The organism is Roseateles asaccharophilus, from assembly GCF_004362405.1.
Taxonomy (GTDB): Bacteria; Pseudomonadota; Gammaproteobacteria; order Burkholderiales; family Burkholderiaceae_C; genus Kinneretia; species Kinneretia asaccharophila.
In genome coordinates, this window is sequence record NZ_SNXE01000001.1 from 437116 (window position 1) to 460705 (window position 23590).

Consider the following 23590-nt stretch of genomic DNA (forward strand, 5'->3'; position numbering starts at 1 on the left):
GGTGTTCCCTCGTATTCGGCGTTTCGGGAGTGTCGGGGCCCCGCTTGAGCCTGACTAGGGACTACAGGCTCATGCCGAGCCGGGTTCCCTGCAATATTGCACGCTTGGCATCCAGTTCAGCCGCCTCGCTGGCGCCACCGATCAGATGCAACGAGACGCCGGCTGCGCGCAGCGGCGCCTCCAGCTCGCGCTGCGGCTCCTGGCCGGCGCACAGCACGATGCTGTCCACCGCCAGGCATTGCAGGTCCTCGCGGCGCTCGCCAAAGCTGATCCACAGGCCCTGCTCGTCGATGGACTCGTAGTTCACGCCCGCGAGCATCTGCACCTGGGCCATCTTGAGCGCCGCGCGGTGGATCCAGCCGGTGGTCTTGCCCAGGCCCGCGCCCGGCTTGCCGGCGCGGCGCTGCAGCAGGGTCACCTGGCGCGCCGGGGCCTGGGGCTGGGGTGCCAGCAGGCCGCCGCGCGCCTGGGCCGGATCGCCCACGCCCCAGTGGCGGCGCCAGGCCGGCGCATCCAGGGCCAGGGAATGGCCGGCCTCGACCAGGTATTCGGCCACATCGAAGCCGATGCCGCCCGCGCCCACCACGGCCACGCGCTGGCCCACAGGCTTGCCGTGGCGCAGCACATCGATATAGCTCAAGACCTGACCCCGTGCCTCGCCCTCGGCCTGGCCGGGGATGCGCGGGTTGCGCGGGCTCACGCCGGTGGCCAGCAGCACCTCGTCAAAGCCCTGCAGCGCATCCAGGCCCACGCGCTGGTTCAGACGCAGCTCGACGCCGGCACGCGCTAGGCGCTGGCCGAAGTAGCGCAGGGTTTCCTGGAACTCCTCCTTGCCCGGGATGCGCTTGGCCATATTGAACTGGCCGCCGATCTCGGCCGCGGCGTCGAAGAGCGTGACCGCATGGCCGCGCTCGGCCAGAGTGCAGGCCGCCGCCAGCCCCGAGGGGCCCGCCCCCACCACGGCTACACGCTTGGGCCCCTGCCCCGCCGGCCTGGGCATGGGGCGCAGCAGGGTTTCGTGGGCGGCGCGCGGATTGACCAGGCAGCTGGCGATGCGCTGCTTGAACACATGGTCCAGACAGGCCTGGTTGCAGGCGATGCAGGTGTTGATCTCGGCCGCGCGGTCCTCGCGGGCCTTGCGCACGAATTCGGGGTCGGCCAGAAAGGGCCGCGCCATGCTCACCATATCGGCGTCGCCCTGGGCCAGCAGGTCCTCGGCCACCTCGGGGGTGTTGATGCGGTTGCTGGTGATGAGCGGGATGTTGATGCCCTCGGCCCGCAGCTGCTCGCGCAGCTGGCGGGTGACCCAGGCAAAGCCGCCGCGCGGCACGCTGGTGGCGATGGTGGGAATGCGCGACTCGTGCCAGCCGATGCCGGTGTTGATCAGGGTGGCACCGGCCTTGACCACGCCGCGCGCCAGCTGCAGCACCTCGTCCCAGCTGCTGCCCTGGGGCACCAGGTCCAGCATGGAGAGGCGGTAGATGATGATGAAGTCCGGCCCCACGGCCTCGCGCATGCGCGCCAGGATCTCCAGCGGCAGGCGCATGCGGTTCTCGTAGGCACCGCCCCAGCCGTCCTGGCGCTGGTTGGTGGCCGCCACCAGGAACTGGTTGATGAAATAGCCCTCGGAGCCCATCACCTCCACGCCGTCGTAGCCGGCCTCGCGGGCCAGCTGGGCGCAGCGCACGAAGGCACGGATCTGGCGCTCGATGCCGCGTGCCGAGAGCTCGCGCGGCGTGAAGGGCGTGATGGGCGACTTCAGGGCCGAGGGCGCGACGGCCAGCGGGTGGTAGCCATAGCGGCCGGTGTGCAGGATCTGCAGCGCGATCTTGCCGCCCTCGGCATGCACGGCCTGGGTGATGGGCTGGTGACGCCGCGCGGCGCCGCGTGTGGCCAGGGTGCCGGCGAAGGGCTTGGTCCAGCCCTCGATATTGGGGGCATAGCCGCCGGTCACGATCAGGCCCACCTCGCCGCGCGCGCGCTCGGCGAAATAGGCCGTGAGCCGCTCCACATGGCGGCGGCTGTCTTCCAGGCCGGTGTGCATGCTGCCCATCAGCACGCGGTTGCGCAGGGTGGTGAAGCCCAGGTCCAGCGGGGCGAGCAGATGGGGATAGGGATGACTCATGGGGGCGCGATGCTAGCAGCCAGGGGGGCCGCCCTGGCGCCGCAATCTATCCAAGATGCCCGCCCGCCAGCCTGGGGAAAGTGCCCATGGCGCCGAGACCGCGCCCCCAGGGCCTCAGCGCAGCCCGCCGCGGCATTGGATCAGCAGACCCGGCGTGGGAGCGCCCTCGACACAGGCCAGGCCCAGCTGCCGGGCCATGCGGCGCAGTGCCGGATGGCCGTGATGACACAGCAGGCTGCGGCAGTCGGCCAGGGCCGTGTCGCTCAGGACGGCGGCCAGCAGCCGGGTGGCCACGGCATGACGACGGGCGGGCACGGCCACGCTCAGCGCCAGCTCCCAGACGCCTGGCCGCCGCGTGCGCACCAGCTGGATCGCGCCCACCAGATGGTTCTCGGGGCCGGCCCAGGCGCCCGTCCAGCGGTCCCGCTGCCAGGGAATGCGATGCACCCAGGCCAGCAGGGCCTCGTCGCTGAGCGACTGGCCGAAGCGGGCATGACGATCCGGCTCATCCAGGGCCAGCAGATGCAGGCCCAGGGCATGGACGTGGCGCGCGTCCAGCACGCCCAGCTCAATCGGCAAGTGCGACATAGACCAGGCTCGCGGAGGTGCACAGCCGGCGCTCGCCGGTGCCGGGACACTCGGCCCACATGCTGGCCGCCACACGGATGGAGCGCCGCCCCTGCTCAAGCACCTGGGCGCAGACCTCGACCACATCGCCGACACGGGCCGGGGCCACAAAGTCCATGCGCTCGCTGCTGGCCACAACCACCGGGCGCCGCACACGCCGGCTCGCCGCCACAAAGCCCGCCTTGGCGATCCAGGCCATGGCGGGGCCGCCATGCAAGAGGCCACGGTGATTGGCATGGCCGGGAAACACGATCTCGGCCACGCGGACCACGGCCGGGTCCGGCCCCTCGAGAGCCGGCGTCGGGGCCATGGCAGGCGGCAGCGTCCCCTCGCTCTCGGCCCGCCGCACCATGACGAACTCACCGGACAGGCAGAGCTGGCGTTCACCGCTGAGCACGTCCTCGGCAAAGAGCTCCAGGCCGATCGTGGCCGAGCGTTGCCCGCGCCGGCAGACCCGCGCCCGGCACTCGGCCACCTGACCGGCCGGCACCGGGGCCGCAAAGTCCAGACGCCCCACGGCCCCCGTGACCACGGTGCCACGCAGCACCCGGCTGCCCAGGATGAAGGCCAGACGGTCCAGCATGGACAGGGCGGCCCCGCCAAACAGGGTGCCATGGTGATTGGACTGTTCGGGCCAGACCATGTCCACCACGGTCAGGGCCGGCAAGAGCGCATCGCCCGGCCGGGAGACTGCGGCAGCAGACGCCGCATCATCGGAACACTGAAGAGACAAGAGACACCTCCGGAAAAGGAGGCGGGGACAGGTCTTTGCAGACCCGGCAAGACAGGTCGCCGCGGCCTCCCTGACAGGAGGCTGCGGACAGCCATCAGTTCTTGCTCCAGGACACCCCGCCCGGCACAACACAATCGCCCGGTGGCAGGTCTCCTGGCTCTCGGGTCATCGTTCCCTGCCTGTCTTCCCGGCACAAGGCCAGTGACACAAGGGGGCAGGGATCTCGCCGATCACAGTTGCGGGGGCAGCCACAGCTTCGGCGCCAACCGCCTGCTCGCGCAGGCCTGTCCGCATCCGTTCTGTCGTTCCCTTTTCATTCTCGCGGTGCTGCGAGAAACCGCCGGGCTCGCGCAGTCTAGCAGCGGGCCTGCGCCGCCCCGCGCCACAAAACTTCACGCAGCGCAATGTTCCGAGAAATGCCGGCAACAGGCCCCGACTCCAATCGCGCCCACTTCATCACACACAGGAGTTGAATATGGGTTGGAAGCGCCGGGCTGCCTGCTTGTCCTTGATTGCGGGCCTGGGCCTGCTGAGCGCCTGCGGCGGCGGCGGGGGAGACAGCGAGGACAGCGGCAGCGCGCAGCTGCGCCTGGTGAATGCCAGCAGCGCCTACGCCGGGCTGGACCTCAAGCATGGCGACAACAGCCTGGCCAGCGGCGTGGCCTATGGCGCGGCCAGCGCCTACGCCAGCGCCCAGGCCGGCAGCAGCCTGGTGGCCCTGGTGCAATCGGGCGGCAACACCCTGAGCTCCCTGTACCCCTCGCTCAGCAAGGACGCGCACTACAGCATCATCAGCTACGGCTGGGCGGGTGCCATGAAGAGCACCGTGCTGCAGGAGAATGAGGAGGCGCCGGCCGAGAACTACAGCAAGCTCATGGTCTTGAACCTGGCGCCCGAAGCGGGGGCCCTGGACGTCTACCTGACCCAGAACATCGATGAGCTGGCCAATGTCTCGCCCGCCATGTCGGCCGTAGCCGGGGGCAGCAGCAGCGGCTACTACACCCTGACCAGCGGCAGCTATCGCCTGCGCCTGAGTGGCAGTGGGCGCCAGGGCGATCTGCGTCTGGACATCCCCAGCATCACCCTGGGCAGCAAGCAGGTCGCCACCCTGGTGGTGACGCCCACCCAGGGCGGCGTGCTGGTCAACGGCCTCTTGCTGACCCAGCAGGGTGGGCTGAGCACCTATGGCGCCAGCAAGGCCCGCGCCCGTGTGGTGGCCGCCCTGGCCGACAGCGCCGAGCTGACGGCCACCCTGGACAGCGTAACGCTGATGCCGCGCTCGGTGGCACCGAATATCGGTGAGTACCAGCTGGTTGATGCGGGTACGCCGACCCTGAATCTCAGCGTCAATGGCCGCGCCTTGCCGGTGAGCACGCCCGCCATGAGCGCAGGCAATGACTACACCCTGCTGGTGTGGGGTGAGGCCGCCGCGCCCCAGCTCAGCGTGCTCAGCGACGACAACCGACTGCCCGCCGCCGGCAGCGCCAAGTTCCGCATGATCAACGGCGTGGCGCGCCTGAACGCGGGGCTGACCCTGAGCCTGGACTACAGCGCCATCGCCAGCAATGTGCAGCCTGGCAGCATCTCGGGCAGCAGCACCGTCACGGCCAGCACCAGCTCGCTGCTCCACGTCAGCTCGCCCAGCTCGGGCAGCCCGGTCTACAGCGTCTCCGGCCTGGCCGTGCAGAGCACGGGGATCTACACCGTCTTCATGATGGGCGGCGCCAACGCCATGCAGGGCACGCTGCGCCGCGAGCGCTGAGGTCCGCTGGCCCGGTCCACGGTTCGCACGCCGGCAGTCCCGGTCCGGGCAAGAATGGCGGCATGCCAAAACAAGAGCAAGCCGCGCAGGCGGACCAGGGCCAGGGCCTGGCCCTGGCGCTGGGCCTGGGCACCATCCTGGTGTGGGGCCTGAATTTCCCGCTGCAGAAGACTCTGTTCCAGGCCATGGGGCCGGAGGGCTTTCTGTTTCTGCGCTATCTGCTGATGCCGCTGTGCGCCGCCGGCCTGCTGTGCTGGCGCTACGGCCGGCACTGGCCGCGTCTGTCACGCGCGGACTGGGGCGCCCTGCTGCGCCTGGGCCTGATCGGCCAGGGCCTGCATCTGGCCCTGGCCAGTTACGGGGTGCACTGGTCCACCGCCTTCTCCAGCTCGGTGCTGCTGGCCTGTGGGCCGGTCTTCACCCTGCTGATCCTGCGCGCCAGCGGCATCGAGATCCTGAGCCGGGCCCAGGTGGCGGGGGTGGCGGTGGCGGCCACGGGGGCCCTGCTCTTCATGTCGGACAAGCTGCTGGCCGCCCAGTGGACCGCCAGCGGCGGCGATCTGGTGCTGCTGGCCGCCGCCGCGCTGTTCAGCTACTACACGGTGGCCAGCAAACCCCTGATCGAGCGCCATGGTGGCGTGCTGGTGATGTGCCTGGCCACCCTGATCGCCAGCCTGCCGGTGCTGGCCCTGAGCGCACCGGCGGCCGCGCGGGTGGACTGGGCCGGGCTCTCGCCCTGGCTGTGGCTGGGTGCGGCCTGGGCCATCCTGGCCAGCGGCTTCGCGGGCTGGCTGGCCTGGGGCTATGTCAACGAGCGGCGCGGCGTGGCCCGCACGGCACCGCTGATCTACCTGATGCCGCCCATCGCGGGCCTGTCGGCCTGGTTGAGCACGGGCGAGAGCTTCAGCGCCGTCAAGCTGCTGGCCGCGGCCATCACCCTGGGCGGCGTGGCGATGGCGCAGTTCGCCAACCGGGCGCGGCCCATCCCGAGCGGCGAGCCGGAGTAGGCACCATGCCGGCCGCGAGCATCGGCCGGCTTCAGGCCCCCGAATCGTCGACCGGGTCGCTGCTGCGGCGCTTGAACCCGGCCTTGGCCTCGTACATACGTGCATCGGCCGCCGCCATGGCCTCCTGCAGGGGCTGGGAAGCCTGCAGCCGCAGGGCGCTGCCCAGGGCCACGCCGACATGGACGCGGGCGCCGTCCGGCAGCAGGATGTGCTCAGACAGCAGGCGCTGCTGCAGGGCCGCCACCTCGCGGTCCACGCGCGCCTGATCGACCCCGGGCAGGATGAAGAGGAACTCGTCGCCGCCCAGGCGGAAGGCCTCGGCCTGCGGCCACTGGGCCCGCGCGATGCGCGCAAAGCCCTGAATCAGCGCATCACCGGCGGCATGGCCATGGCCGTCGTTGACCCGCTTGAGGTTGTTCAGATCGGCCATCACCACCGCCTGCGGAAAGCCGCTCACCCCGATGAGATCGGCCTTGTGGCTGAAGTAGTTGCGGTTGTGCAGGCCGGTGAGGCTGTCGGTGTAGAGCAGGTGCTCGCGCTCGCTGAGGAACTGGTTCAGGGCGCGCTGGTGGATCAGCTTGCGCGCCGTCCTGAGCGCAAACACCGCCAGCAGCAGCAGGGCGGCCGCCAGCAGGCTGAGCATCCACAGCAGGCGCTGCCGGCCGGCGTGGTTCAGGGAGGGCACGGTCTGCAGGCCCTCGAACTTCATGTCCTCGAAGTCGATGAGGGGGATCACCTTGTCCATGATCGCGGCCAGCTCGGGCTGGCGCTTGCTCACGCCGAAGTAGATGTAGGAGTCCTTGGAGGTGATGCCGCGCTTGATCAGCTCGGTATAGCCCAGACCATTGATGTAGAACTCCACCACCGTGGGGTTCTCGATCATGTAGTCGGCCCGGCCCTCGCGCAGCGCGACCAGGGACTCTTCCACGCTGGCGGTCCTGACCAGGCGCAGCGCCTTGAGGTTCTTGCGCAGATGCTCCTCATGCCAGAAGCCCTCGACCACGGCCACCCGCTGGCCCTCCAGGCCGTAGATGTCCTGCACCGGCGGCATGGACTTTCGGCCCACGATGATGTCGCGCTCCGTGCTGATGGGGCGCGGAAAGTGGAAATGGGCCAAGCGCTCCTCCGTCCTGGCCATGTTCAGCACATGCACCCGGCCTGCCCGGGCCTGTGCCAGCAGCTCGGAGAAGCTGCCCTGCCGGACCTGGATGCGCAGGCCGATCAGATCGCTGATGCGCTGCAGGGTCACGCCCATGATGCCCGCGTAGCGCCCCTGGTCGTTGTAGTCGAAGGGCAGATAGTCCTCGGCCACACCCACCACCACCGGCTGCTCAAGATCCAGCCAGCGCATCTCGGCCTCGCTCAGACGCAGCTGCTTGCGCATGTAGTGCCGGTCGGCCGCGGCCGCCTGGGCCAGCAGGAACTCTCTGCGCTGCTGGAGATAGCTGTCGATCAGGCCCGCCAGCAGCACCTGATCGCGCGCCACGGCAAATCGCATGTCCGAGGTGATGGTTCTGAGCTGTGCCACCACCTGGAGGCTGGGAAACTGCTGCAGGAACTCGGTCACCACGCTGCCGCCGGAGGTGACAAAGCCATCCACCTCGCGCTGCTGCAGGGCCCGCAGGGCTGTCGCCGGATCGGCATAGGTCTGCGGGCGGAACCTGATGTTCGGGTACTCGCTGGCCAGGCGATCGATCGCGAAGTCGCTGGTCTGGAAGGCCACCTGGCGCGCGTCCAGATCACCCAGGGTCTGGACGCCGGAGTCCTTGCGCGCGAAGACCACATAGGGATACTGCAGCACGGCGCGGGTGAAGCGCATGATGCGCTCGCGCTCGGCCGTCTGGTTCACGCCATAGATCAGGTCCAGCTCGCCGCTGACGAAACGCTGGTAGGCGTCATCCCAGCTCTTGACCTCGGCGGCCACGATGCGCAGGCCCAGCTGCTCGCGCATATCGACCAGCATGGCCGGCAGCAGGCCCTGGCGGCGCCCGCGGAACTCGAAGCTGTCGCTGCCGGCGAAGGGGTCGAAGCCCACGCTCAGCGTGCGTCCGGCCTGGCTGCGTACCCAGGCCTGCTGCTCGGCGTCCAGCTGCACGGCCGAGACCTGGGCACTAACGGGAAGCGGCAGCAGCACGGTGAGCATCAGCACCAGCACCAGCAGCCAGGCGCTGCGCCGGGCCAGCCCGGCGCGGACGGCGGGTCCCCGGGGCAACAGAACTGCTGGCGCTTTGTCTAAGGGCATGGATGCAGGGCGTGGCAGCAATCATCCTAGTCGAAAGCCGACAGCTGGCGCGACACCTGGCCACGGCGGGATGCCCCTGGGCCGGCGCGACCGGCTTGTGCCTTGGCCGCATAAGCTACTGCATTCCCCTCATGGGCAGGGGTGGGCCCGGAGCGCGACAATCCCCGGCATGAAACCCGCACTCTCCGCGCTGGCCCTCGCGCTGGCACTCATCGCCCCGGTTGCCCAGGCGACCGCTCCCGCCACCGCCGCCCAGGCCATCGCCTGGCTGCCGGCTGCCGCCGATGCCGATATCGAGCGCGCATTTGCCCAGGCCCGCAGCGAGAAGAAGCCGGTGCTGCTGTACTGGGGCGCCAAGTGGTGCCCGCCCTGCAACCAGCTCAAGGCCACGCTGTTCAAGAGCCAGGACTTCATCCAGCAGACGCGCGCCTTCGTGGCCGTGAATATCGATGGCGACCTGCCCGGCGCCCAGAAGCTGGGCGCGCGCTTCAAGGTGCGCGGCTATCCCACCCTGATTCTCTTCAGCCCCGAAGGCCAGGAACTCACCCGCCTGCCCGGCGAGGCCGAGGCGGCCCAGGTGCTGCAGGTGCTGCAGCTGGGCCTGGCCGGCGGCCGCCCGGTCAAGGCCGTGCTGACGGACGCCCAGGCGGGCAAGAAGCTCAGCGCCAACGAATGGCGCCTGCTGGGCTTCTACTCCTGGGAGACCGATGAGCAGCAGCTGGTGGCCCCCACCGAACGCACGGGTCTGCTGGTGCAGCTGGCAGCGGGCGCACAGGGCGGCGGCGCCGACGCCGACACGGTCAACCGCCTCTGGCTCAAGGCCCTGGCGGCCAGCAACAGTGGCCAGGGCGTGAAGGCCGATGCAGCCTTGCGCGAGCGGGTGCGCGGCATTCTGAGCAACCCCGTTCTGAGCCGGGCCCACGCCGATGTGCTGACGGGCGAAGCCGCCGACATCGTGCGCGCCCTGCAGCCCGAGGCCGGCGCCGAGCGCCAGAGCCTGGTGGCCCTCTACGACAGCGCCTTGCGCCGCCTGGAGGCCGATGCCAGCCTGTCGCGTGCGGACCGCAGCTCGGCCATGATCGGTCGGGTGCGCCTGGCCCGCATGGACCAGCCGGCCGACGCCGTGAGCCCCAAGCTGCCGGCCGAGCTGCTGGCCGATGTGAAGGCCCATGCCGCCCGCGCCGACCGCGAGGTCACCGAGGGCTATGAGCGCCAGGCCGTGATCACCTCGGTGGCCTATCTGCTGGGCCAGGCCGGGCTGTGGAAGGAGAGCGACGATCTGCTCAAGGCCAGCCTGGCCAAGAGCCACTCGCCTTACTACCTGATGAGCCAGCTGGGCGGCAATGCCCGCAAGCAGGGCCGCAAGGACGAGGCCCTGCGCTGGTACGAGGAAGCCTTCAACAAGAGCGAGGGCCCGGCCACCCGCCTGCAATGGGGCTCGGGCTATTTCGCGGCCCTGGTGGACCTGGCGCCGCAGGATGCGGCCAAGATCGAGAAGACCGCGGCCCAGCTTTTCAAGGAAGCCGGCCAGGACAAGGGCGCCTTCTATGAGCGCAGCGCCCGCTCCCTGCAGCGCGTGGGCGCCAAGCTGGCCAGCTGGAATGCCGAGGGCCAGCACCAGGCGGTGCTGAACCGCCTCAAGACCCAGCTCAACGGCATCTGTGCCAAGGTCGACACCGCCGACCAGCAGCGCGCCACCTGCGAGGGTCTGATCAAGGCCCCGGCCAAGAAGGCTTGAAGCCGGCCCGGCCGCCGGCGCTCAGGACCTGGGCGGCGGCGGCGGGCAAGGCGATAGCGGCAGGCCGGGCCCGGGCTGCGCCGGCCGCGTTGCCAGCCAGGCGGGCAGCTCGGCCGGCGGCAGGGCCGGTGCGAACAGCCAGCCCTGCAGCAGCTCACAACCCTCCCCGGCCAGAAAGCTGTGCTGGGCCGCGGTCTCCACACCCTCCGCCACCAGGCTCTTGCCCAGACTGCGGGCCAGGCCGATCACGGCCCGGGTCAGGGCCGCATCCTGGCTGTGGCCGGGCAGGCCGCGTATAAAGCTGCGGTCCAGCTTGAGCCGGCACACCGGCAGCTGCTGCAGATGCCCCAGCGATGAGTAGCCCATGCCGAAGTCGTCCAGGGCCAGCGGCACGCCCAGGGCCGCAATGCGCTCCAGCAGGTCCGAGGCCTGCTCGCGATGGGCCATGGCGGCGCTCTCGGTGATCTCCAGCTCCAGCATGCCCGCCGGCACGGCATGGGCCTGCAGCAGCTCGAGCAGGCGCTGCTCGAAGCCGGGCTGGCGCAGCTGGTGGGGCGAGACATTGACCGAGATGCGCAGCATGGTCTGACCTTGCTCGCGCCACTGGGCCAGCTGAGAACAGGCCTGGACCAACACCCAGTCGCCCAGGGGCAGGATCAGGCCACTGCTCTCGGCCACGGCAATCAGGCGGGCGGGGCTGACCTCCCCCAGCTCGGCATCGCGCCAACGCAGCAAGGCCTCCAGGCCCACCACCTGTCCGCCCTCGGCCGCCACCTGAGGCTGGTAGTGCAGACTCAGGCCGCCGCCGTCCGGGCTTTGCAGGGCCAGCTTGAGCCTGGCCTGCAGGCGCAGCTTCTCCTCCACGCGCCGGGACATCTCGGCGTCATAGACCGCATAGCAGCCGCGGCCCGCCTCCTTGGCGCGGTACATGGCCAGATCGGCGCGGCGCATCAGGGTGTCGGCATCCTGACCATCGCGCGGCAGCAGCACGATGCCGATGCTGGCCCCCGGCGTGAGCTCGTGGTGTTGCTGGCGCCAGGGCCGGGTCAGCACCTGAACCAGCTTCTCGGCCACCCGCAGCGCATGTTCGGCGTCCAGCAGCTCGGGCAACAGCACCGCGAACTCGTCCCCGCCCAGGCGCGCCAGCACATCGCTCTGGCGCAGGGAGCGCCGCATGCGACGCGCCACTTCCCTGAGCAGCGCATCGCCCACATGGTGGCCATGACCGTCGTTGACCGACTTGAAATCATCCAGATCGATGAGCAGCAAGGCGGTGGGCTGGCCGCTGCGGGCGCTCTGCTCCAGGGCGCGCCCCAGCAGCTCACCGAACATTTGGCGGCTGTAGAGCCCCGTCAGCCCGTCGTGCATGACCTGGTGGCGCAGCTGGGCCTGCAAAGCCTGGAAGTGGCTCATGTCCCGGATCACCGCCAGGGTGCAGGGGCGCTGCTCGAAGCGGCACAGGCCCAGCGAGATGTCCACCGGGCGCTCCCGCCCCTCGGCATGCCAGAGGTTCAATGCCTGCACCCGGCCCATGGCGCGGCTGTGGGGCGCGGCAAAGTAGGCCTGCAGATGCGCGCCGTGGCGCGACCGCAAGGCCGGTGGCAGCAGCACGCTCAGGGCCTGGCCCTCAAGCGCCGCGGGCGCATGGCCGCTGAGCTCCTGCATGGCCTGGTTGGCACAGCAGATCAGGCCCTCGCGGTCCACCACCAGCACCCCATCGGGCATCAGGTCTATCCAGCGCCGGCTGCCATCCCAGGGCTGCGGGGCCGGGGCCACGCCCGAGCCGCCGGGCTCGGGCACCGGCATCAGGGCCAGTTCGGCGAATTCATCATCCGACCAGGGTTCGATACTCAAGGCAAAAACCTTTCAGTTGCCCCATGGTCCCCGATGCGCTGGAGCGCGCTCGGGCTTCGGATTCAGGACGCCATGCAGGTCTCGCGACCGCGACCGGCGCCGCCACGGACGGCCAGCTTGTTGGAGGCGGCGATTTGGCCATCCCCCGCACCGTCGCAGGCTTGCGCTGGATCAAGTCTCTCGACGCGGCTGAGCGCCTTGCGCGCAATCAAGAGCCCCTGGTGAGGGGCCCTCAAACAACCCGCGGCGTTACTTCTTCAGCAAGCCCTCGGCCTCCAGCGCGGCCTGCACGGCCGGGCGGGCCGAGACGCGGGCGCGGAAGGCGGCCAGGTTGGCGAAAGGCGCGATGTCCACGCCCACATACTGGCCCCAGTTGCTGACGGTGAAGAGGTAGGCGTCGGCCACCGTGAAGGTCTCGCCCATCAGATAGCTCTTGCCTTCGAGTTGCTGGTCCACGTACTTGAAACGCTCCAGCAGCTTGGCGCGGAACAGGGGCTTGGCCTCTTCCACCATGCCCGGGGTGAACAGGGGCGAGAAGCCCTTGTGCAGCTCGGAGGTGATGAAGTTCAGCCATTCCTGCAGGCGTGCGCGCTCCCAGGTGCCGGCGGCCGGCGCCAGGCCGCTGGCGGGCGCCAGATCGGCCAGGTACTGCACGATGGCCGGGCCTTCGGTGAGGCGCTGGCCGTTATCCAGCTCCAGCACGGGCACCGAGCCCTTGGGGTTGATGGTGTAGAAGTCGGTGCCGTCCTGCAGCTTCTTGGTCTTGGTGCTGGCCAGCACCAGATCGACATTCAGGCCAGCTTCGCGCGCCACGATATGGGGGGACAGCGAGCAGGCGCCGGGGCTGTAGTAGAGCTTCATGGGGTCTCCGTGTGAGTCGGGAATCAAGGGATCCGGCCGGGGGCCGGGATCGTCGCGGTGACACGATACGATGAAACGCAAAAACTTGCCGCCGCCCCATGAAGCCATCCGCCCTACTCTGCTCGCTCCTGCTGCTGGCCGCCTCGGCTCAGGCCCAGGATCTGGACGCGCTGTGGGACTACGCCCGGCCCGCCCTGAGCGAGCAGCGCTTTCGCGCCGCCCTGGTCCAGGCCCGCGGGGATGAGGCCCTGATCCTGCAGACCCAGATCGCCCGCAGCCTGGGCCTGCGGCGCGATTTCGAAGGCGCCCGCGCCCTGCTGCTGAGCCTCGAACCCCAGCTGGCCACGGCCGGGCCCGAGGCGCGCGTGCGCCAGGCCCTGGAGCTGGGCCGCAGCTTCATCTCGGCCAGCCACCCGTCCGCGCAGCGTACGCCCGAGGCCCGCGTGGCCGCTCGCCGCGCCTATCTCGCTGCCCTGGCCGAGGCGCGCGCGGCCGGCCTCGACGGGCTGGCCGTGGACGCGCTGCACATGATGGCTTTTGTGGACAGTGCGCCCGCCGATCAGCTGCGCTGGAACCGCGAGGCCCTGGCCCTGGCCGAGACCTCGCCGCAGCCGGCGGCACGGCGCTGGCGCGCCTCGCTGCAGAACAATCTGGGCCTCAACCTGCGCGCGCTCGGCCGGCAGCAGGAGGCCCTGCTGGCCTTCCAGACCGCGCTGGAGTTGCGCGAGCAGGAGGCGCCAGGCAGCGATGGCGGCGGCCGCCTGCGCATCGCGCGCTGGATGGTGGCCAACCAGCTGCGCCTGCTGGGCGAGACCGAGGCGGCCCTGGCCCAGCAGCTGGCCCTGGAACAGGCCTGCGCCGCGGCCGGCCAGCCCGATCCCTATGTCTTCGAGGAGTTGGAGATCCTCTACCGCGCCCGGGGCGACGCGGCGCGGGCCGCGCACTACGCGCAGCAGCGCGCCAGCACGCCGCCCTGAGCGCGCGGCTCACCGAGCGCAGGATTCAAGGCTGCGGCTGGGGCTGGGTTTGCCCATCGCGCTTCTGGCGCGCGATGGCACGGCTGTTGTGGTCCTGGCTGTGCTCCAGGCGGCGGGCCTCGCGGCGGCTGAGCTGGCCGTCGGCCTCGGCACGCTGCTCCATGCGGGCCGTGTGCTGCTGCTGACGCGCCAGGCGGTGCTGCTCGCGCGCCGTCAGCTGGCCCGAGGCCGCGCCCTGGGCGAGGCGCTGGGCCTGGCGCTCCTGGCGCTGGTCGATGCGCTGCTCCATGCGCTCGGCGGCCTCGCCCTGGGCCTGGGCCTGGGCCAACAAGGGGCTCAGGCCCAGCAGCAACAGCACGCTCAAGGTCGGGGCGCGGAAAAACAGGTTCATGAGAACTCCTGGACACTGAAGTGGAAAGGTGCGGCTTGAACCGCCGTCCAGCAGCGCGACTTACGAGCCAGCCTCCATGGCCCAGCAACAAGGTAGGACTTGCCAAGCGGCGCGTAAGAGCGGCATGCCACCGGGGTTCAAGCAGGGTCCTCGCTTGCGCTTATGCGCCTCGCCACCTCATGCAAGCCGCCACCCTCGCCGCCCATCGCTTCGGTTACAGCGAAACCAGTCTGCGCGGCCCCGGGGCCGACCCCAGGTCCTGGGTGCTGGCCCAGTTCCTGCCCGGCGCCCAGACGCCGTTTGACGCCGGCGGCCTGATGGACGGCGCGGCCGCCCTGCGCCTGACCGGCGAGCTGCTGCGCAGCGCGGCCGCGCCCGCGGCTGCCGCGTCCGCCCCCGAGCTGCGCCCAAACGCGCAAGCCCTGACCCTGCGCCGCGCCAACCGGGCCGCCCTGCAGCGGCGCTGGCAGCACATCATCACGACCGAAACCCCGGTGGCCGAGCGCTGGGTGCAGTTCTGGGCCAACCACTGCTGCGTGGCCGCCACCAAGGGCGCCACCCGCGCCCTGGTCTGGCCGCATGAGAACGAGGCCATACGTCCGCAGGCCTTCGGCCGCTTCAGCGCCCTGCTGCGCGCCTCCACCCTGCACCCGGCCATGCTGCTTTATCTGGACAACGCCCAGTCCATGGGCCCGCAGTCCCGGGCCGGCCTGCGGCGCGAGCGTGGGCTGAATGAAAACCTGGCGCGCGAACTGCTGGAGCTGCACACCCTGGGTGTGAATGGGGGCTACAGCCAGGCCGATGTCACCGAGACCGCCCGGCTGCTGACCGGCTGGACCGTGCGCCTGCAAGGCGGCGACGGCCGCGCCAGCTTCCAGCCGGCCCTGCACCAGCCCGGCCCCAAGACCGTGCTGGGCCGGCGCTACCCCGAGGGCCCCGAGGCCCTGGATCAGCTGCTGCAAGACCTGGCCCTGCACCCGGCCACCGCCCGCCATCTGGCCGGCAAGCTGGCCCTGCATTTCGTCAGCGACACGCCGCCACCCGCCCTGGTGGACGCCCTGGCGCGGCGCTGGCGCGAGAGCGGCGGCGATCTGCGCCAGGTGGCCCAGGCCCTGTTCGAGCATCCGGCCACCTGGTCGGCGCAGAACCCGCCCAAGCTCAAGCGCCCCGAGGAGCTGCTGCTCTCGGCCCACCGCCAGCTCAAGCTGCCCCTGGGAGACCGGGAGCTGGATGCCGGCATGCAGACGCTTACGGCCCTGGGCCAGGCGCCCGGCCGCGCGCCCTCGCCCCAGGGCTGGCCCGACCGCAGCGAGGACTGGCTCTCGCCCGATGCCCTGCTCAAGCGCGTGCAATGGGCCGAGCGCTTTGCCCAGCGCCATGCCCAGGCCGCAGACGCCCGCGCCCTGGCCCGCCTGGCCCTGGGCGAGGACCTGGGCGAGAGCACCCGACTGCAGATCGAGCGCGCCGCCGACGGCGCCCAAGCCCTGGCCCTGTGGCTGGCCAGCCCCGAGTTCCAACGCCGTTGAGGCCCCCACCATGTTCTTCAAGCCCACGATGAATCCGGCCCGTCGCCAGCTGCTGCAGCTGCTGGGCGCCAGCGCCCTGCTGCCCACCTGGCCGGGTCTGAGCCTGGCCGCGCCCGGCCCGGCCGAGGCGCCGCGCCTGGTGGTGATCATGCTGCGCGGTGCCCTGGACGGCCTGGCCGCCGTGCCGGTGCCGGGCGATCCCGCCTTTGCCACCCTGCGCGGCGAGCTGGCCCCCACGGGCGCCCTGCCCCTGGACGGCTTCTACGCCCTGCACCCTTCCCTGCCCACGCTGGCGCGCTGGTATGCCGAGGGCCAGCTGCTGGTGCTGCATGCCCTGGCCAGCCCCTACCGTGAGCGCTCCCACTTCGATGCCCAGCAGCAGCTGGAAAGCGGCGGCCCCCGCCCCTTTGCCCTGAGCACCGGCTGGCTGGGCCGCGCCCTGCAGGCCACGGGTCAGGGCGGCGTGGCCCTGAGCCCGGCCCTGCCCGTGGCCCTGCGCGGCGCCGAGCAGGCCAGCACCTGGACGCCCAGCCGCCCCGGCCCCGCCGACAGCGAGGACCTGCTGGCGCGCGTGCAGCAGCTCTATGCCGGCGACACCGCCCTGCACGCCGCCTGGCAGCAGGCCATGAGCCAGCGCGATCTGGGTCGCATGGCCGGCGAGGGGGCAGCGGGCAATGGCTTTGCCGCCCTGGCCGAGCAGGCGGGGCGCTTTCTGGCCGCGGAGCGCGGCCCGCGCCTGGCCTGGCTGGAAAGCGGCGGTTGGGACACGCACAACCAGCAGAACAACCGCCTGGCCCGTCAGCTGGCCGGTCTGGACGCGGGCCTCGCGGCCCTGCGCAGCGCCCTGGGCTCGCAGTGGGCCCGCAGCACGGTGCTGGTGATGACGGAGTTCGGCCGCACGGCCCGGCCCAATGGCAGCGGCGGCACCGACCATGGCACGGGGGGCGTGGCCTGGCTGGCCGGTGGCGCAGTGGCCGGCGGCCGGGTGCTGGCCGACTGGCCGGGCCTCGCCAACCGCGAGCTGCTGGAGGGCCGCGACCTGCGCCCCAGCCTGGACATCCGCGCCCTGCAGGCCGCCCTGCTGCAGCGCCAGTTCGGCCTGGGCCGCGCGGCCCTGGAGGGTGGCGTGCTGCCCGATGCCCCGCGCGCGCTGGAAGGCCTGTGGCGCGCCTGATGTGCGTCATGATCACGGGAATCATCATGAAGAACCATTTGCTCCCCACGGCCGTGCTGGCCCTGAGCCTCGCGGCCCTGAGCGGCATGGCTCAGGCCAAGCCGCCCGCCGTGCCCGACCCGCAGGAGTGGGCCCGCATGAGCCCCGAGCAGCAGGCCCAGCGCCGCGCCGAGCTGCGCCAGCAGCTGGAGCGACTGCCGCCGGCCGAGCGCCGGGCCTTTCGCGAACAGATGCGTGAGCGCCTGGAAACCCTGAGCCCCGAGCAGCGCCAGGCCCTGGCGGCCCAGGCCCGTGAACGCTGGCAGGCCATGCCGCCCGAGGAGCGCCGCCGCCAGGCCGAGGAACGCCGCGCCCAGATCCAGGCCATGAGCCCGGCCCAGCGCCGCGAGCTGCTGCAGCAGCGCCGCGCCATGCTGGAGAAGCTCAGCCCGGAGGAGCGTCGCGCCCTGCGCGAGCGGCTGCCCAGCGAATGAGCAAGACGCTGGACACGCGCCAAGCCCCGGCGCCCCTGAGCTGGTGGTCGGCAGCAAAGGCCAGGCTCGGCCGTCCCGCAGGGCTGCCGGCCGGGGAAGACTGGGTCCTGTGGCAACAGGCCTGCGACGGCCAGGCCGCCGCCGCCACGGCCCTGGTGCAGCGGCTCACGCCCCAGGCGCTGGGGCTGGCCCTGCAGCTGCTGCGCCGCCGCGAGGATGCGGAGGACATGGTGCAGGAGTCCTTTCTGCGCCTGTGGCGCAGCCGGCCCAGCGATGCCCGGGGCGCCAGCCTGGCCACCTTCTTCAACACCATCGTGATCAACCGCTGCAAAAGCCTGCTGGTCAAGCGATGCGAGCTGAGCCTGGAACCCGAAGCCCTGGAGGCTTTGAGCGAAGCCCTGCCCGCCGCCGCGGTGGCGCTGGAGACGCGCATCGAGGCCGCCCTGCTCCAGCAGGCCATGCAAGGCCTGCCGGCCCGCCAGCGCATGGCCCTGGCCTTGTGGGCCTATGGTGATGCCAGCGTGGCCGAGATCGCCCAGACCCTGGGCCTGAGCGAGCCCAATGCCGCCCACCAGCTGCTGCACCGCGCCAAGCAGTCCCTGCGACGACAGCTGCAGCTTGCCAGCACCTCGTCGAAGAAAGAAGTACGCCCATGAAGCCCGAGCCCACCGACCACGATCTGCGCCAAGTCCTGCGTCAGGGCGCGTCCAGCGCCGATAGCGAGGCCCTGCAGGCCCGCGTGCTGGCGCAGTGGCAACAACAAGCTCGTCCCGGCCGCGACGGCGCCACTCAGCGCGTCGGGGCCGCCCAGCTGGCCCTGGCTCGCTGGCGCGACCACCCCTTGCGCTGGTGGCTGCCCGCTGCCCTGCTGGGCAGTGCCCTGCTGCTGGCCTGGTGCGCCCGCCCCGACCCCGGTCTGCAGGAGCTGATGCAGCCGGACGTGCTGTCCCAGATCGCCATTGGCGAACTCTGAGCCCGCGCCGGCGCACAGGGCCGGCATTGCGCTGGCCCCTTCCTGGCCGCGACTCGCCCTAGTGCAGATAGCCCAGGGCCTTCTGGACCTCGCATTGCCAGGGCAGGGTGTGGACGATGCCATTGAGCTGGAGCACCGACTCCATGGGCGCCAGCACCTCCCCCTCCACGCTGACGAACTGCAGATTGGTCACCAGGGCCATGGGGTCGGCCATGGCCACCACGCCCTCGGGCAGGCAGACCCAATCCCAGGCCACGCCGGCCGCCGTCCCGTTCTCCGAGGCACCAGTCCACAGGGTTTGCCCCATGGAAGGTCGGGCCGCGTCGCCCGACACCAACACGCGCGTCGTGGAATGCGCGAATTGCAGGCGATCCACGCGCCTGGCTTCGCACAAAATCCGCGGCCATGCATACACAATCCAAGTTGGAGTCATTTTTTCTTCGGCTTGTACTGAGAGTGAAGGATGTGACTTAAACAATGTCGGCCACGCTGCGCAAAGTTTGCTGACAACTGGAATCCATCGCTAGCTGTAAACCTTGTCAGGGATGTGAAGGCCCGTTCCGAACCAACGCGGGAAACGTGTGGAAAGAGTTTGATGCTGCAGGGCGGTTACCAATCCGTACTCGAAGCCCGCACCCGCGAAGAATTTCGCGGGGAGGTGCTGCGCTTTACGAAAAAGCTGGAGTTCGACACCTTTTCGGCGATCACCGTTGTGGATCACGCGCTGGGTCGGTCGGAGTTCATCGCGATCGACAATTCGCCACCGGGATTTAGCGAGGCCCTGAATGATCCAAGACTGGGTCGTCTGGATCCGGTTATGCAGCACTGCAAGCGCAACAGTGTCCCGATAGTCTGGGATAGAGACACTTACAGACGCCACGATGCTGACGATCTCTGGGAAGCGCAGGCCAGCTATGGCTACCGAACCGGGATTTGTCTCGCACTACATTTACCCGAAGGCCGGCATTTTGTGTTGGGCGTCGACCGAGATCGTCCCTTGCCCAACGACAACGCTCAGCTGATTCGGCTGGTTGCCGATCTGCAACTTTTTGCAGTGCACGCGCTCGATGCGGCACTGCGAGTGCTGCTGCCTCCCGAGCAGCAACTTGAAGCCCCAAAACTAACCCCGCGCGAACTTGAGTGCCTGCGATGGACCATGGAAGGGAAGACCGCTTGGGAGGTTGGCGGCATCTTGGGTATCGCCGAGCGCACGGCAGTTCTGCACATCAACAACGCCATGCGAAAGCTGAAGTGCAGCAACAAGCACCAAGCTGTGTTGAAGGCCTTGCGCTTCGGCCTAATACGTTAGTCCGGGCTTAGGCTATCCCCCATCTGTAAGAGTTGACAGTTACGCATGTTTGGATCCGCCGCTTCAATTGGGGCTGTGCACTCCCCCGCACGCCACAGAACACACGGAGCCGGTCATGCAGAAGCAACAAGTTCAAGAGCAAGTCAATCTCTCCCCCGCGAAGCTCAATGGCCCTGTCGAAATCGATATGAGCCTGCTGGCACATGTCAGTGGTGGCGCCCCCAAGAACACATGGTCGGAGCCCCAAGCACTCGAGTACGTCGAGGCGCCGAAAAACACCTGGTGAGCCCCGGCGACTTGTCGAGCCACACCGACTGTGAGGGCCCACAGCGGCACCCAAGCTGAATGCTGTTCCGTCCTGAAGCACTGGCCGGCCAGCAACAGTCCTGGTTGGGCAGCATTCAGCTGCTGCGCCCTCTCTCGCTGAAGTTGCTCACGGCCTGTGCCGTGGGCAGCGTCGTTTTGGTCGGGGTCTTTCTCAGCACGGCCGAGTACAGCCGCAAGGCGCGTGTGCGCGGCTATCTGGTGCCGGACCGCGGCGTGCTGCGCATCACCGCCCCGCAGGCGGCCACCGTGCTGGCGCGCCGCGTGAGCGAAGGCCAGGCCGTCAAGGCCGGCGACATCCTCTTCGAGCTGAGCCTGGACAGCGCCAGCAGCCAGGCCGGCGAGGGCGTGGCCCAAAGCCTGCTGGAGCGCGAGGCCTCGCTGCGCGAGGCCCTGGCCCAGCTGGAGCCGCAGTTCCAGCAGCAGCGCCAGGGCCTGGAGCGCCGCCTGGCCGCCCAGCAGGGCGAGCTGGACGCGGCCGAGCAGGAATCCAAGGCCCACCGCGAACGCCGCCGCCTGGCGCGCGAGGAGCTGACGCGGGCCGAGGCCCTGCGCGCCCAGGGCTTTTATTCCGACACCCAGCTGCAGGCGCGCCGCCGCGAGCTGCTGGACACCGAGGCGCAAGCCCTGAGCCTGGAGCGCGAGCGCGAGAAGCTGCGCACCGAACAGGCCGCCCTGCGCGCCGAGCGCGAGGCCCTGCCCTTGCGCCTGAGCGAGCGCCGCGGCGAGCTCACGCGCGAGCTGGCCTCGCTGCGCGCCCTGGGCCTGGAGACCGAGGCACGGCGCCGCCTGGTGCTGCGTGCGCCCAGCGACGGCATCGTCTCCACCCTGCAGGCCGAGCCCGGCCAGCCCGTGACGCCGGCACTGGCCCTGGCCAGCCTGCTGCCGGCCGACACGCGCATGCAGGCCTATCTATACGCGCCCTCCAGCGCCGTGGGCTTTGTGCGGCCCGAGCAGGCGGTGCGCCTGCGCTACCAGGCCTATCCGTATCAGAAGTTCGGCCACCAGCAGGGCCGCGTGCTGCAGGTCTCGCGCACCCCCCTGCCGGCGGCCGAGCTGGCCGCCCTGCCCCTGGGTCCGGCGGCCGGCGGGCATGAGCCCCTATACCGCATCACCGTGACCCTGGAACGGCAGAGCGTGGCCGCCTATGGCGCCGAGCAGCCCCTGGCGGTGGGTATGCAGCTGGACGCCGATGTGCTGCTGGAAAAGCGCCGCCTGATCGAATGGATTTTTGAACCCCTGCTGGCCCTGGCGAACCGTGTCTGATCCCATCAACAAGAACGAGCAAGCCCCTAGCCTGCTGGAGCGCCTGAACCTGGGCTGGCGGCGCGGCTCGCGCCTGCCCCTGATCCTGCAGACCGAGGGCGCCGAATGTGCCCTGGCCTGCCTGGCCATGGTGGCCAGCTTCCACGGCCAGCGCTGCGATCTGGCCGAGCTACGCGCACGCTTCTCGCTCTCGCTCAAGGGCGCGACCATGGCCGATCTGGTGCGCATGGCCGCCCAGCTGGGCCTGGCCAGCCGCGCCCTGCGCGCCGAGCCCGAGCACCTGGCCCAGCTGCAGCTGCCCTGCATCCTGCACTGGGACTTCCGGCATTTCGTGGTGCTGGCCGAGGTGCGCGGCGACCGCGCCCTGCTGCACGATCCGGTGGCCGGCCGACGCTGGATCAAGCTGGCCGAGCTCTCGCGCCACTTCACAGGCGTGGCCCTGGAGCTGCGGCCCGGCCCCGACTTCGCGCCCAAGCCGGCACCTCCCAGGATCCGCTGGCAGCAGCTGCTGGGCCGGGTGCTGGGGCTCAAGCGCTCCCTGGCCCAGATCCTGGCCCTGGCCCTGGCGCTGGAGCTGCTGGTGCTGCTCTCGCCCTTCTTCCTGCAATGGGTAGTGGACGGGGTGCTGGTCAGCGATGACCGCGATCTGCTCGTCACCCTGGGTCTGGGCTTCGGCCTGCTGGTGCTGCTGCAGGTGAGCATAGGCGCCCTGCGCTCCTGGGCCGTGCTGCAGCTCTCGGCCAGCCTGAACCTGCAGTGGCTCTCCAATGTCTTCAACCACCTGCTGCGCCTGCCGCTGGACTGGTTTGAGAAGCGCCATCTGGGCGACATCCTCTCGCGCTTCAACAGCGTGCAGCAGATGCAGCAGACCCTCACCACCCAGTTCATCGAGGCGGTGCTGGACGGGCTGTTGGTGCTGATCACCCTGGCCATGATGTGGGTCTACAGCCCGCGTCTGGCCCTGATCGCGCTGGCGGCGGTGGCGGCCTATGGCGCGCTGCGCTGGGCCTATTTCCGGCCACTGCGCCAGGCCTCGGAAGAGGCCCTGGTGCACGAGGCGCGCCAGACCAGCCATTTCATCGAGTCCCTGCGCGGCGCGCAGGCGGTGAAGCTCTTCAATGCCCAGGCCGACCGCGGCGCCCGCTTCGCCAATCTGGTGGTCGAGCATATGAACGCCCAGCTGGGCTCGCGCCGCCTGGAGCTGGCCATGGGCGTGGCGCACAAGCTGGTCTTCGGCCTGGAGCGGGTGGCCATCGTCTGGCTGGGCGCCCTGCTGGTGCTGGAACGCAGCCTCTCGGTGGGCATGCTCTTCGCCTTCCTGGCTTACAAGGAGCAGTTCAGCCTGCGCCTGGCCGCCCTGATCGACAAGCTGGTGCAGCTCAAGATGCTGGGCCTGCAGGGCGAGCGCCTGGCCGATATCGTGCTCACCGCGCCCGAGCCCCTGGACCACCAGCTGCCCGCCCAGGCCGCGGCCCCGGCCGCGCTGGAGCTGCGCGAGGTGAGCTTCCGCTATGCCGATGGCGAGCCCGAGGTGATCTCGCACTGCAGCCTGCGCATCGAGCCGGGCGAGGCGGTGGCCATCGTCGGCCCCTCGGGCTGCGGCAAGACCACCCTGCTCAAGCTGATGCTGGGCATCCACAGGCCACAGAGTGGCGAGATCCGCCTGGGCGAGCAGGCCCTGAGCCAGATCGGCCTGGCCGACTGGCGCCGCCGCATCGGCACCGTGATGCAGGACGACCAGCTCTTTGCCGGCAGCCTGCGCGACAACATCTCCTTTTTCGACCCCCAGGCCGATGCCGAGTGGATCGAGCAGTGCGCGCGCCTGGCCTGCGTGCACGAGGACATCCAGGCCATGCCCATGGGCTACGAGAGCCTGATCGGCGATATGGGCTCCAGCCTCTCGGGCGGCCAGCGCCAGCGCATCCTGCTGGCGCGCGCCCTGTACAAGCGGCCCCAGTTCCTCTTCCTGGACGAGGCCACCAGCGCCCTGGACGTGGAGCGCGAGCGCCAGGTCAATGCCTCGCTACGCCAGCTCTCGATCACCCGGATAGTGATCGCTCACAGGCCCGAAACCATTGCGGCGGCGCAGCGCGTCATCACCCTGCACCAGGGCCGGGTGGCCCAGGACCTGCGCGCCCTGCCCCCCGCGCCCGGCGCCCAGGCCTGAGAAACCTGCCTATCGCGGCGATGGGCAAATCCAACTGGTCCGCGGCGATGCGAATCAGTAG

The 23590-nt window shown here is 70.2% G+C and carries 21 protein-coding genes and 1 riboswitch; of the genes, 13 read left to right on the top strand and 8 right to left on the bottom strand.

All coding sequences use genetic code 11. From position 1 onward, the window contains the following. Positions 1-61 precede the first annotated feature (61 nt). The 3 genes from DFR39_RS01930 to DFR39_RS01940 form a co-directional block, all read right to left on the bottom strand. On the bottom strand, positions 62-2125 hold the full coding sequence (locus DFR39_RS01930; RefSeq protein WP_133601844.1) for an NADPH-dependent 2,4-dienoyl-CoA reductase: 2064 nt from the start codon (positions 2123-2125) through the stop codon (positions 62-64). A gap of 114 nt (positions 2126-2239) precedes the next feature. After that, positions 2240-2713, bottom strand: coding sequence for a GNAT family N-acetyltransferase (locus tag DFR39_RS01935; protein WP_133601845.1), 474 nt, complete (start codon positions 2711-2713; stop codon positions 2240-2242). Beyond that, entirely contained in the window at positions 2694-3485 is a 792-nt protein-coding gene (locus DFR39_RS01940) for an acyl-CoA thioesterase (protein WP_246030646.1), read from the bottom strand. The genes DFR39_RS01935 and DFR39_RS01940 overlap by 20 nt, the downstream gene beginning before the upstream one ends. A 126-nt stretch (positions 3486-3611) precedes the next feature. Continuing rightward, positions 3612-3842, bottom strand: a riboswitch (cobalamin riboswitch). A gap of 118 nt (positions 3843-3960) precedes the next feature. Between DFR39_RS01940 and DFR39_RS01945 the strand changes: the two genes are divergently transcribed. Further along, on the top strand, positions 3961-5247 hold the full coding sequence (locus DFR39_RS01945; protein ID WP_133601846.1) for a DUF4397 domain-containing protein: 1287 nt from the start codon (positions 3961-3963) through the stop codon (positions 5245-5247). A 62-nt stretch (positions 5248-5309) separates the two neighbouring features. After that, complete coding sequence (locus tag DFR39_RS01950; RefSeq protein ID WP_133601847.1) at positions 5310-6254, top strand: DMT family transporter; 945 nt, start codon at positions 5310-5312, stop codon at positions 6252-6254. 31 nt (positions 6255-6285) lie between these two features. Here DFR39_RS01950 and DFR39_RS01955 read toward each other — a convergent pair whose 3' ends face one another. Next, positions 6286-8466 carry a diguanylate cyclase gene (locus DFR39_RS01955; RefSeq protein WP_162849378.1) on the bottom strand — a complete coding sequence of 727 codons (2181 nt, stop codon included), beginning with the start codon at positions 8464-8466 and terminating at the stop codon, positions 6286-6288. Positions 8467-8665: 199 nt separating this feature from the next. Here DFR39_RS01955 and DFR39_RS01960 point away from each other — a divergent pair, with 199 nt between their 5' ends. Beyond that, positions 8666-10234, top strand: coding sequence for a thioredoxin family protein (locus tag DFR39_RS01960; RefSeq protein WP_133601849.1), 1569 nt, complete (start codon positions 8666-8668; stop codon positions 10232-10234). A gap of 21 nt (positions 10235-10255) precedes the next feature. Here DFR39_RS01960 and DFR39_RS01965 read toward each other — a convergent pair whose 3' ends face one another. After that, on the bottom strand, positions 10256-12088 hold the full coding sequence (locus tag DFR39_RS01965; protein WP_133601850.1) for a putative bifunctional diguanylate cyclase/phosphodiesterase: 1833 nt from the start codon (positions 12086-12088) through the stop codon (positions 10256-10258). 249 nt (positions 12089-12337) lie between these two features. Then, positions 12338-12949: a glutathione transferase GstA gene (gstA, locus tag DFR39_RS01970; protein ID WP_133601851.1), complete on the bottom strand. Its 612-nt coding sequence runs from the start codon at positions 12947-12949 to the stop codon at positions 12338-12340. Between the two features lie 98 nt (positions 12950-13047). Between gstA and DFR39_RS01975 the strand changes: the two genes are divergently transcribed. Beyond that, on the top strand, positions 13048-13926 hold the full coding sequence (locus DFR39_RS01975) for a hypothetical protein (RefSeq protein ID WP_133601852.1): 879 nt from the start codon (positions 13048-13050) through the stop codon (positions 13924-13926). Positions 13927-13951: 25 nt separating this feature from the next. Here the strand turns inward: DFR39_RS01975 and DFR39_RS01980 are convergent, their stop codons facing one another. Then, complete coding sequence (locus tag DFR39_RS01980; RefSeq protein ID WP_133601853.1) at positions 13952-14317, bottom strand: hypothetical protein; 366 nt, start codon at positions 14315-14317, stop codon at positions 13952-13954. Between the two features lie 179 nt (positions 14318-14496). On the opposite strand from DFR39_RS01980, the gene DFR39_RS01985 reads away from it, so the two are divergent. From DFR39_RS01985 to DFR39_RS02005, 5 genes are read left to right on the top strand one after another with little or no spacing between them, the layout of a single operon-like run. Beyond that, a complete protein-coding gene (locus tag DFR39_RS01985; RefSeq protein ID WP_133601854.1) occupies positions 14497-15843 on the top strand; it encodes a DUF1800 domain-containing protein in 1347 nt (448 codons plus the stop codon). Between the two features lie 10 nt (positions 15844-15853). After that, on the top strand, positions 15854-17017 hold the full coding sequence (locus tag DFR39_RS01990; RefSeq protein WP_246030647.1) for a DUF1501 domain-containing protein: 1164 nt from the start codon (positions 15854-15856) through the stop codon (positions 17015-17017). Between the two features lie 26 nt (positions 17018-17043). Further along, entirely contained in the window at positions 17044-17490 is a 447-nt protein-coding gene (locus tag DFR39_RS01995; protein ID WP_133601855.1) for a DUF3106 domain-containing protein, read from the top strand. After that, complete coding sequence (locus DFR39_RS02000) at positions 17487-18146, top strand: RNA polymerase sigma factor (RefSeq protein ID WP_133601856.1); 660 nt, start codon at positions 17487-17489, stop codon at positions 18144-18146. The genes DFR39_RS01995 and DFR39_RS02000 overlap by 4 nt, the downstream gene beginning before the upstream one ends. Continuing rightward, the gene (locus DFR39_RS02005) at positions 18143-18463 is read left to right on the top strand and encodes a hypothetical protein (RefSeq protein WP_133601857.1); all 321 of its coding nucleotides are present in this window, start codon (positions 18143-18145) and stop codon (positions 18461-18463) included. Before DFR39_RS02000 ends, DFR39_RS02005 begins: the two co-directional genes overlap by 4 nt. A 58-nt stretch (positions 18464-18521) precedes the next feature. Here DFR39_RS02005 and DFR39_RS02010 read toward each other — a convergent pair whose 3' ends face one another. Beyond that, positions 18522-18839, bottom strand: coding sequence for a hypothetical protein (locus DFR39_RS02010; RefSeq protein ID WP_133601858.1), 318 nt, complete (start codon positions 18837-18839; stop codon positions 18522-18524). A gap of 219 nt (positions 18840-19058) precedes the next feature. On the opposite strand from DFR39_RS02010, the gene DFR39_RS02015 reads away from it, so the two are divergent. The 4 genes from DFR39_RS02015 (at position 19059) to DFR39_RS02025 (ending at position 23529) form a co-directional block, all read left to right on the top strand. Next, positions 19059-19772 (top strand): helix-turn-helix transcriptional regulator, encoded by a 714-nt coding sequence (locus DFR39_RS02015; protein ID WP_133601859.1) that lies wholly within the window; start codon positions 19059-19061, stop codon positions 19770-19772. Positions 19773-19887: 115 nt separating this feature from the next. Further along, positions 19888-20058: a hypothetical protein gene (locus tag DFR39_RS19765; RefSeq protein ID WP_162849379.1), complete on the top strand. Its 171-nt coding sequence runs from the start codon at positions 19888-19890 to the stop codon at positions 20056-20058. A 59-nt stretch (positions 20059-20117) separates the two neighbouring features. Next, positions 20118-21362, top strand: coding sequence for an HlyD family secretion protein (locus DFR39_RS02020; protein ID WP_133601860.1), 1245 nt, complete (start codon positions 20118-20120; stop codon positions 21360-21362). Continuing rightward, on the top strand, positions 21355-23529 hold the full coding sequence (locus tag DFR39_RS02025) for a peptidase domain-containing ABC transporter (protein WP_162849380.1): 2175 nt from the start codon (positions 21355-21357) through the stop codon (positions 23527-23529). Before DFR39_RS02020 ends, DFR39_RS02025 begins: the two co-directional genes overlap by 8 nt. Positions 23530-23590 lie beyond the last annotated feature (61 nt).

Coding starts and splice junctions, on each gene's coding strand:
- DFR39_RS01930 (WP_133601844.1), bottom strand. CDS start 2,125: ATGAGTCATCCCTATCCCCATCTGCTCGCCCCGCTGGACCTGGGCTTC.
- DFR39_RS01935 (WP_133601845.1), bottom strand. CDS start 2,713: ATGTCGCACTTGCCGATTGAGCTGGGCGTGCTGGACGCGCGCCACGTC.
- DFR39_RS01945 (WP_133601846.1), top strand. CDS start 3,961: ATGGGTTGGAAGCGCCGGGCTGCCTGCTTGTCCTTGATTGCGGGCCTG.
- DFR39_RS01950 (WP_133601847.1), top strand. CDS start 5,310: ATGCCAAAACAAGAGCAAGCCGCGCAGGCGGACCAGGGCCAGGGCCTG.
- DFR39_RS01960 (WP_133601849.1), top strand. CDS start 8,666: ATGAAACCCGCACTCTCCGCGCTGGCCCTCGCGCTGGCACTCATCGCC.
- gstA (WP_133601851.1), bottom strand. CDS start 12,949: ATGAAGCTCTACTACAGCCCCGGCGCCTGCTCGCTGTCCCCCCATATC.
- DFR39_RS01975 (WP_133601852.1), top strand. CDS start 13,048: ATGAAGCCATCCGCCCTACTCTGCTCGCTCCTGCTGCTGGCCGCCTCG.
- DFR39_RS01980 (WP_133601853.1), bottom strand. CDS start 14,317: ATGAACCTGTTTTTCCGCGCCCCGACCTTGAGCGTGCTGTTGCTGCTG.
- DFR39_RS01985 (WP_133601854.1), top strand. CDS start 14,497: ATGCAAGCCGCCACCCTCGCCGCCCATCGCTTCGGTTACAGCGAAACC.
- DFR39_RS01990 (WP_246030647.1), top strand. CDS start 15,854: ATGTTCTTCAAGCCCACGATGAATCCGGCCCGTCGCCAGCTGCTGCAG.
- DFR39_RS01995 (WP_133601855.1), top strand. CDS start 17,044: ATGAAGAACCATTTGCTCCCCACGGCCGTGCTGGCCCTGAGCCTCGCG.
- DFR39_RS02000 (WP_133601856.1), top strand. CDS start 17,487: ATGAGCAAGACGCTGGACACGCGCCAAGCCCCGGCGCCCCTGAGCTGG.
- DFR39_RS02005 (WP_133601857.1), top strand. CDS start 18,143: ATGAAGCCCGAGCCCACCGACCACGATCTGCGCCAAGTCCTGCGTCAG.
- DFR39_RS02015 (WP_133601859.1), top strand. CDS start 19,059: ATGCTGCAGGGCGGTTACCAATCCGTACTCGAAGCCCGCACCCGCGAA.
- DFR39_RS19765 (WP_162849379.1), top strand. CDS start 19,888: ATGCAGAAGCAACAAGTTCAAGAGCAAGTCAATCTCTCCCCCGCGAAG.
- DFR39_RS02020 (WP_133601860.1), top strand. CDS start 20,118: ATGCTGTTCCGTCCTGAAGCACTGGCCGGCCAGCAACAGTCCTGGTTG.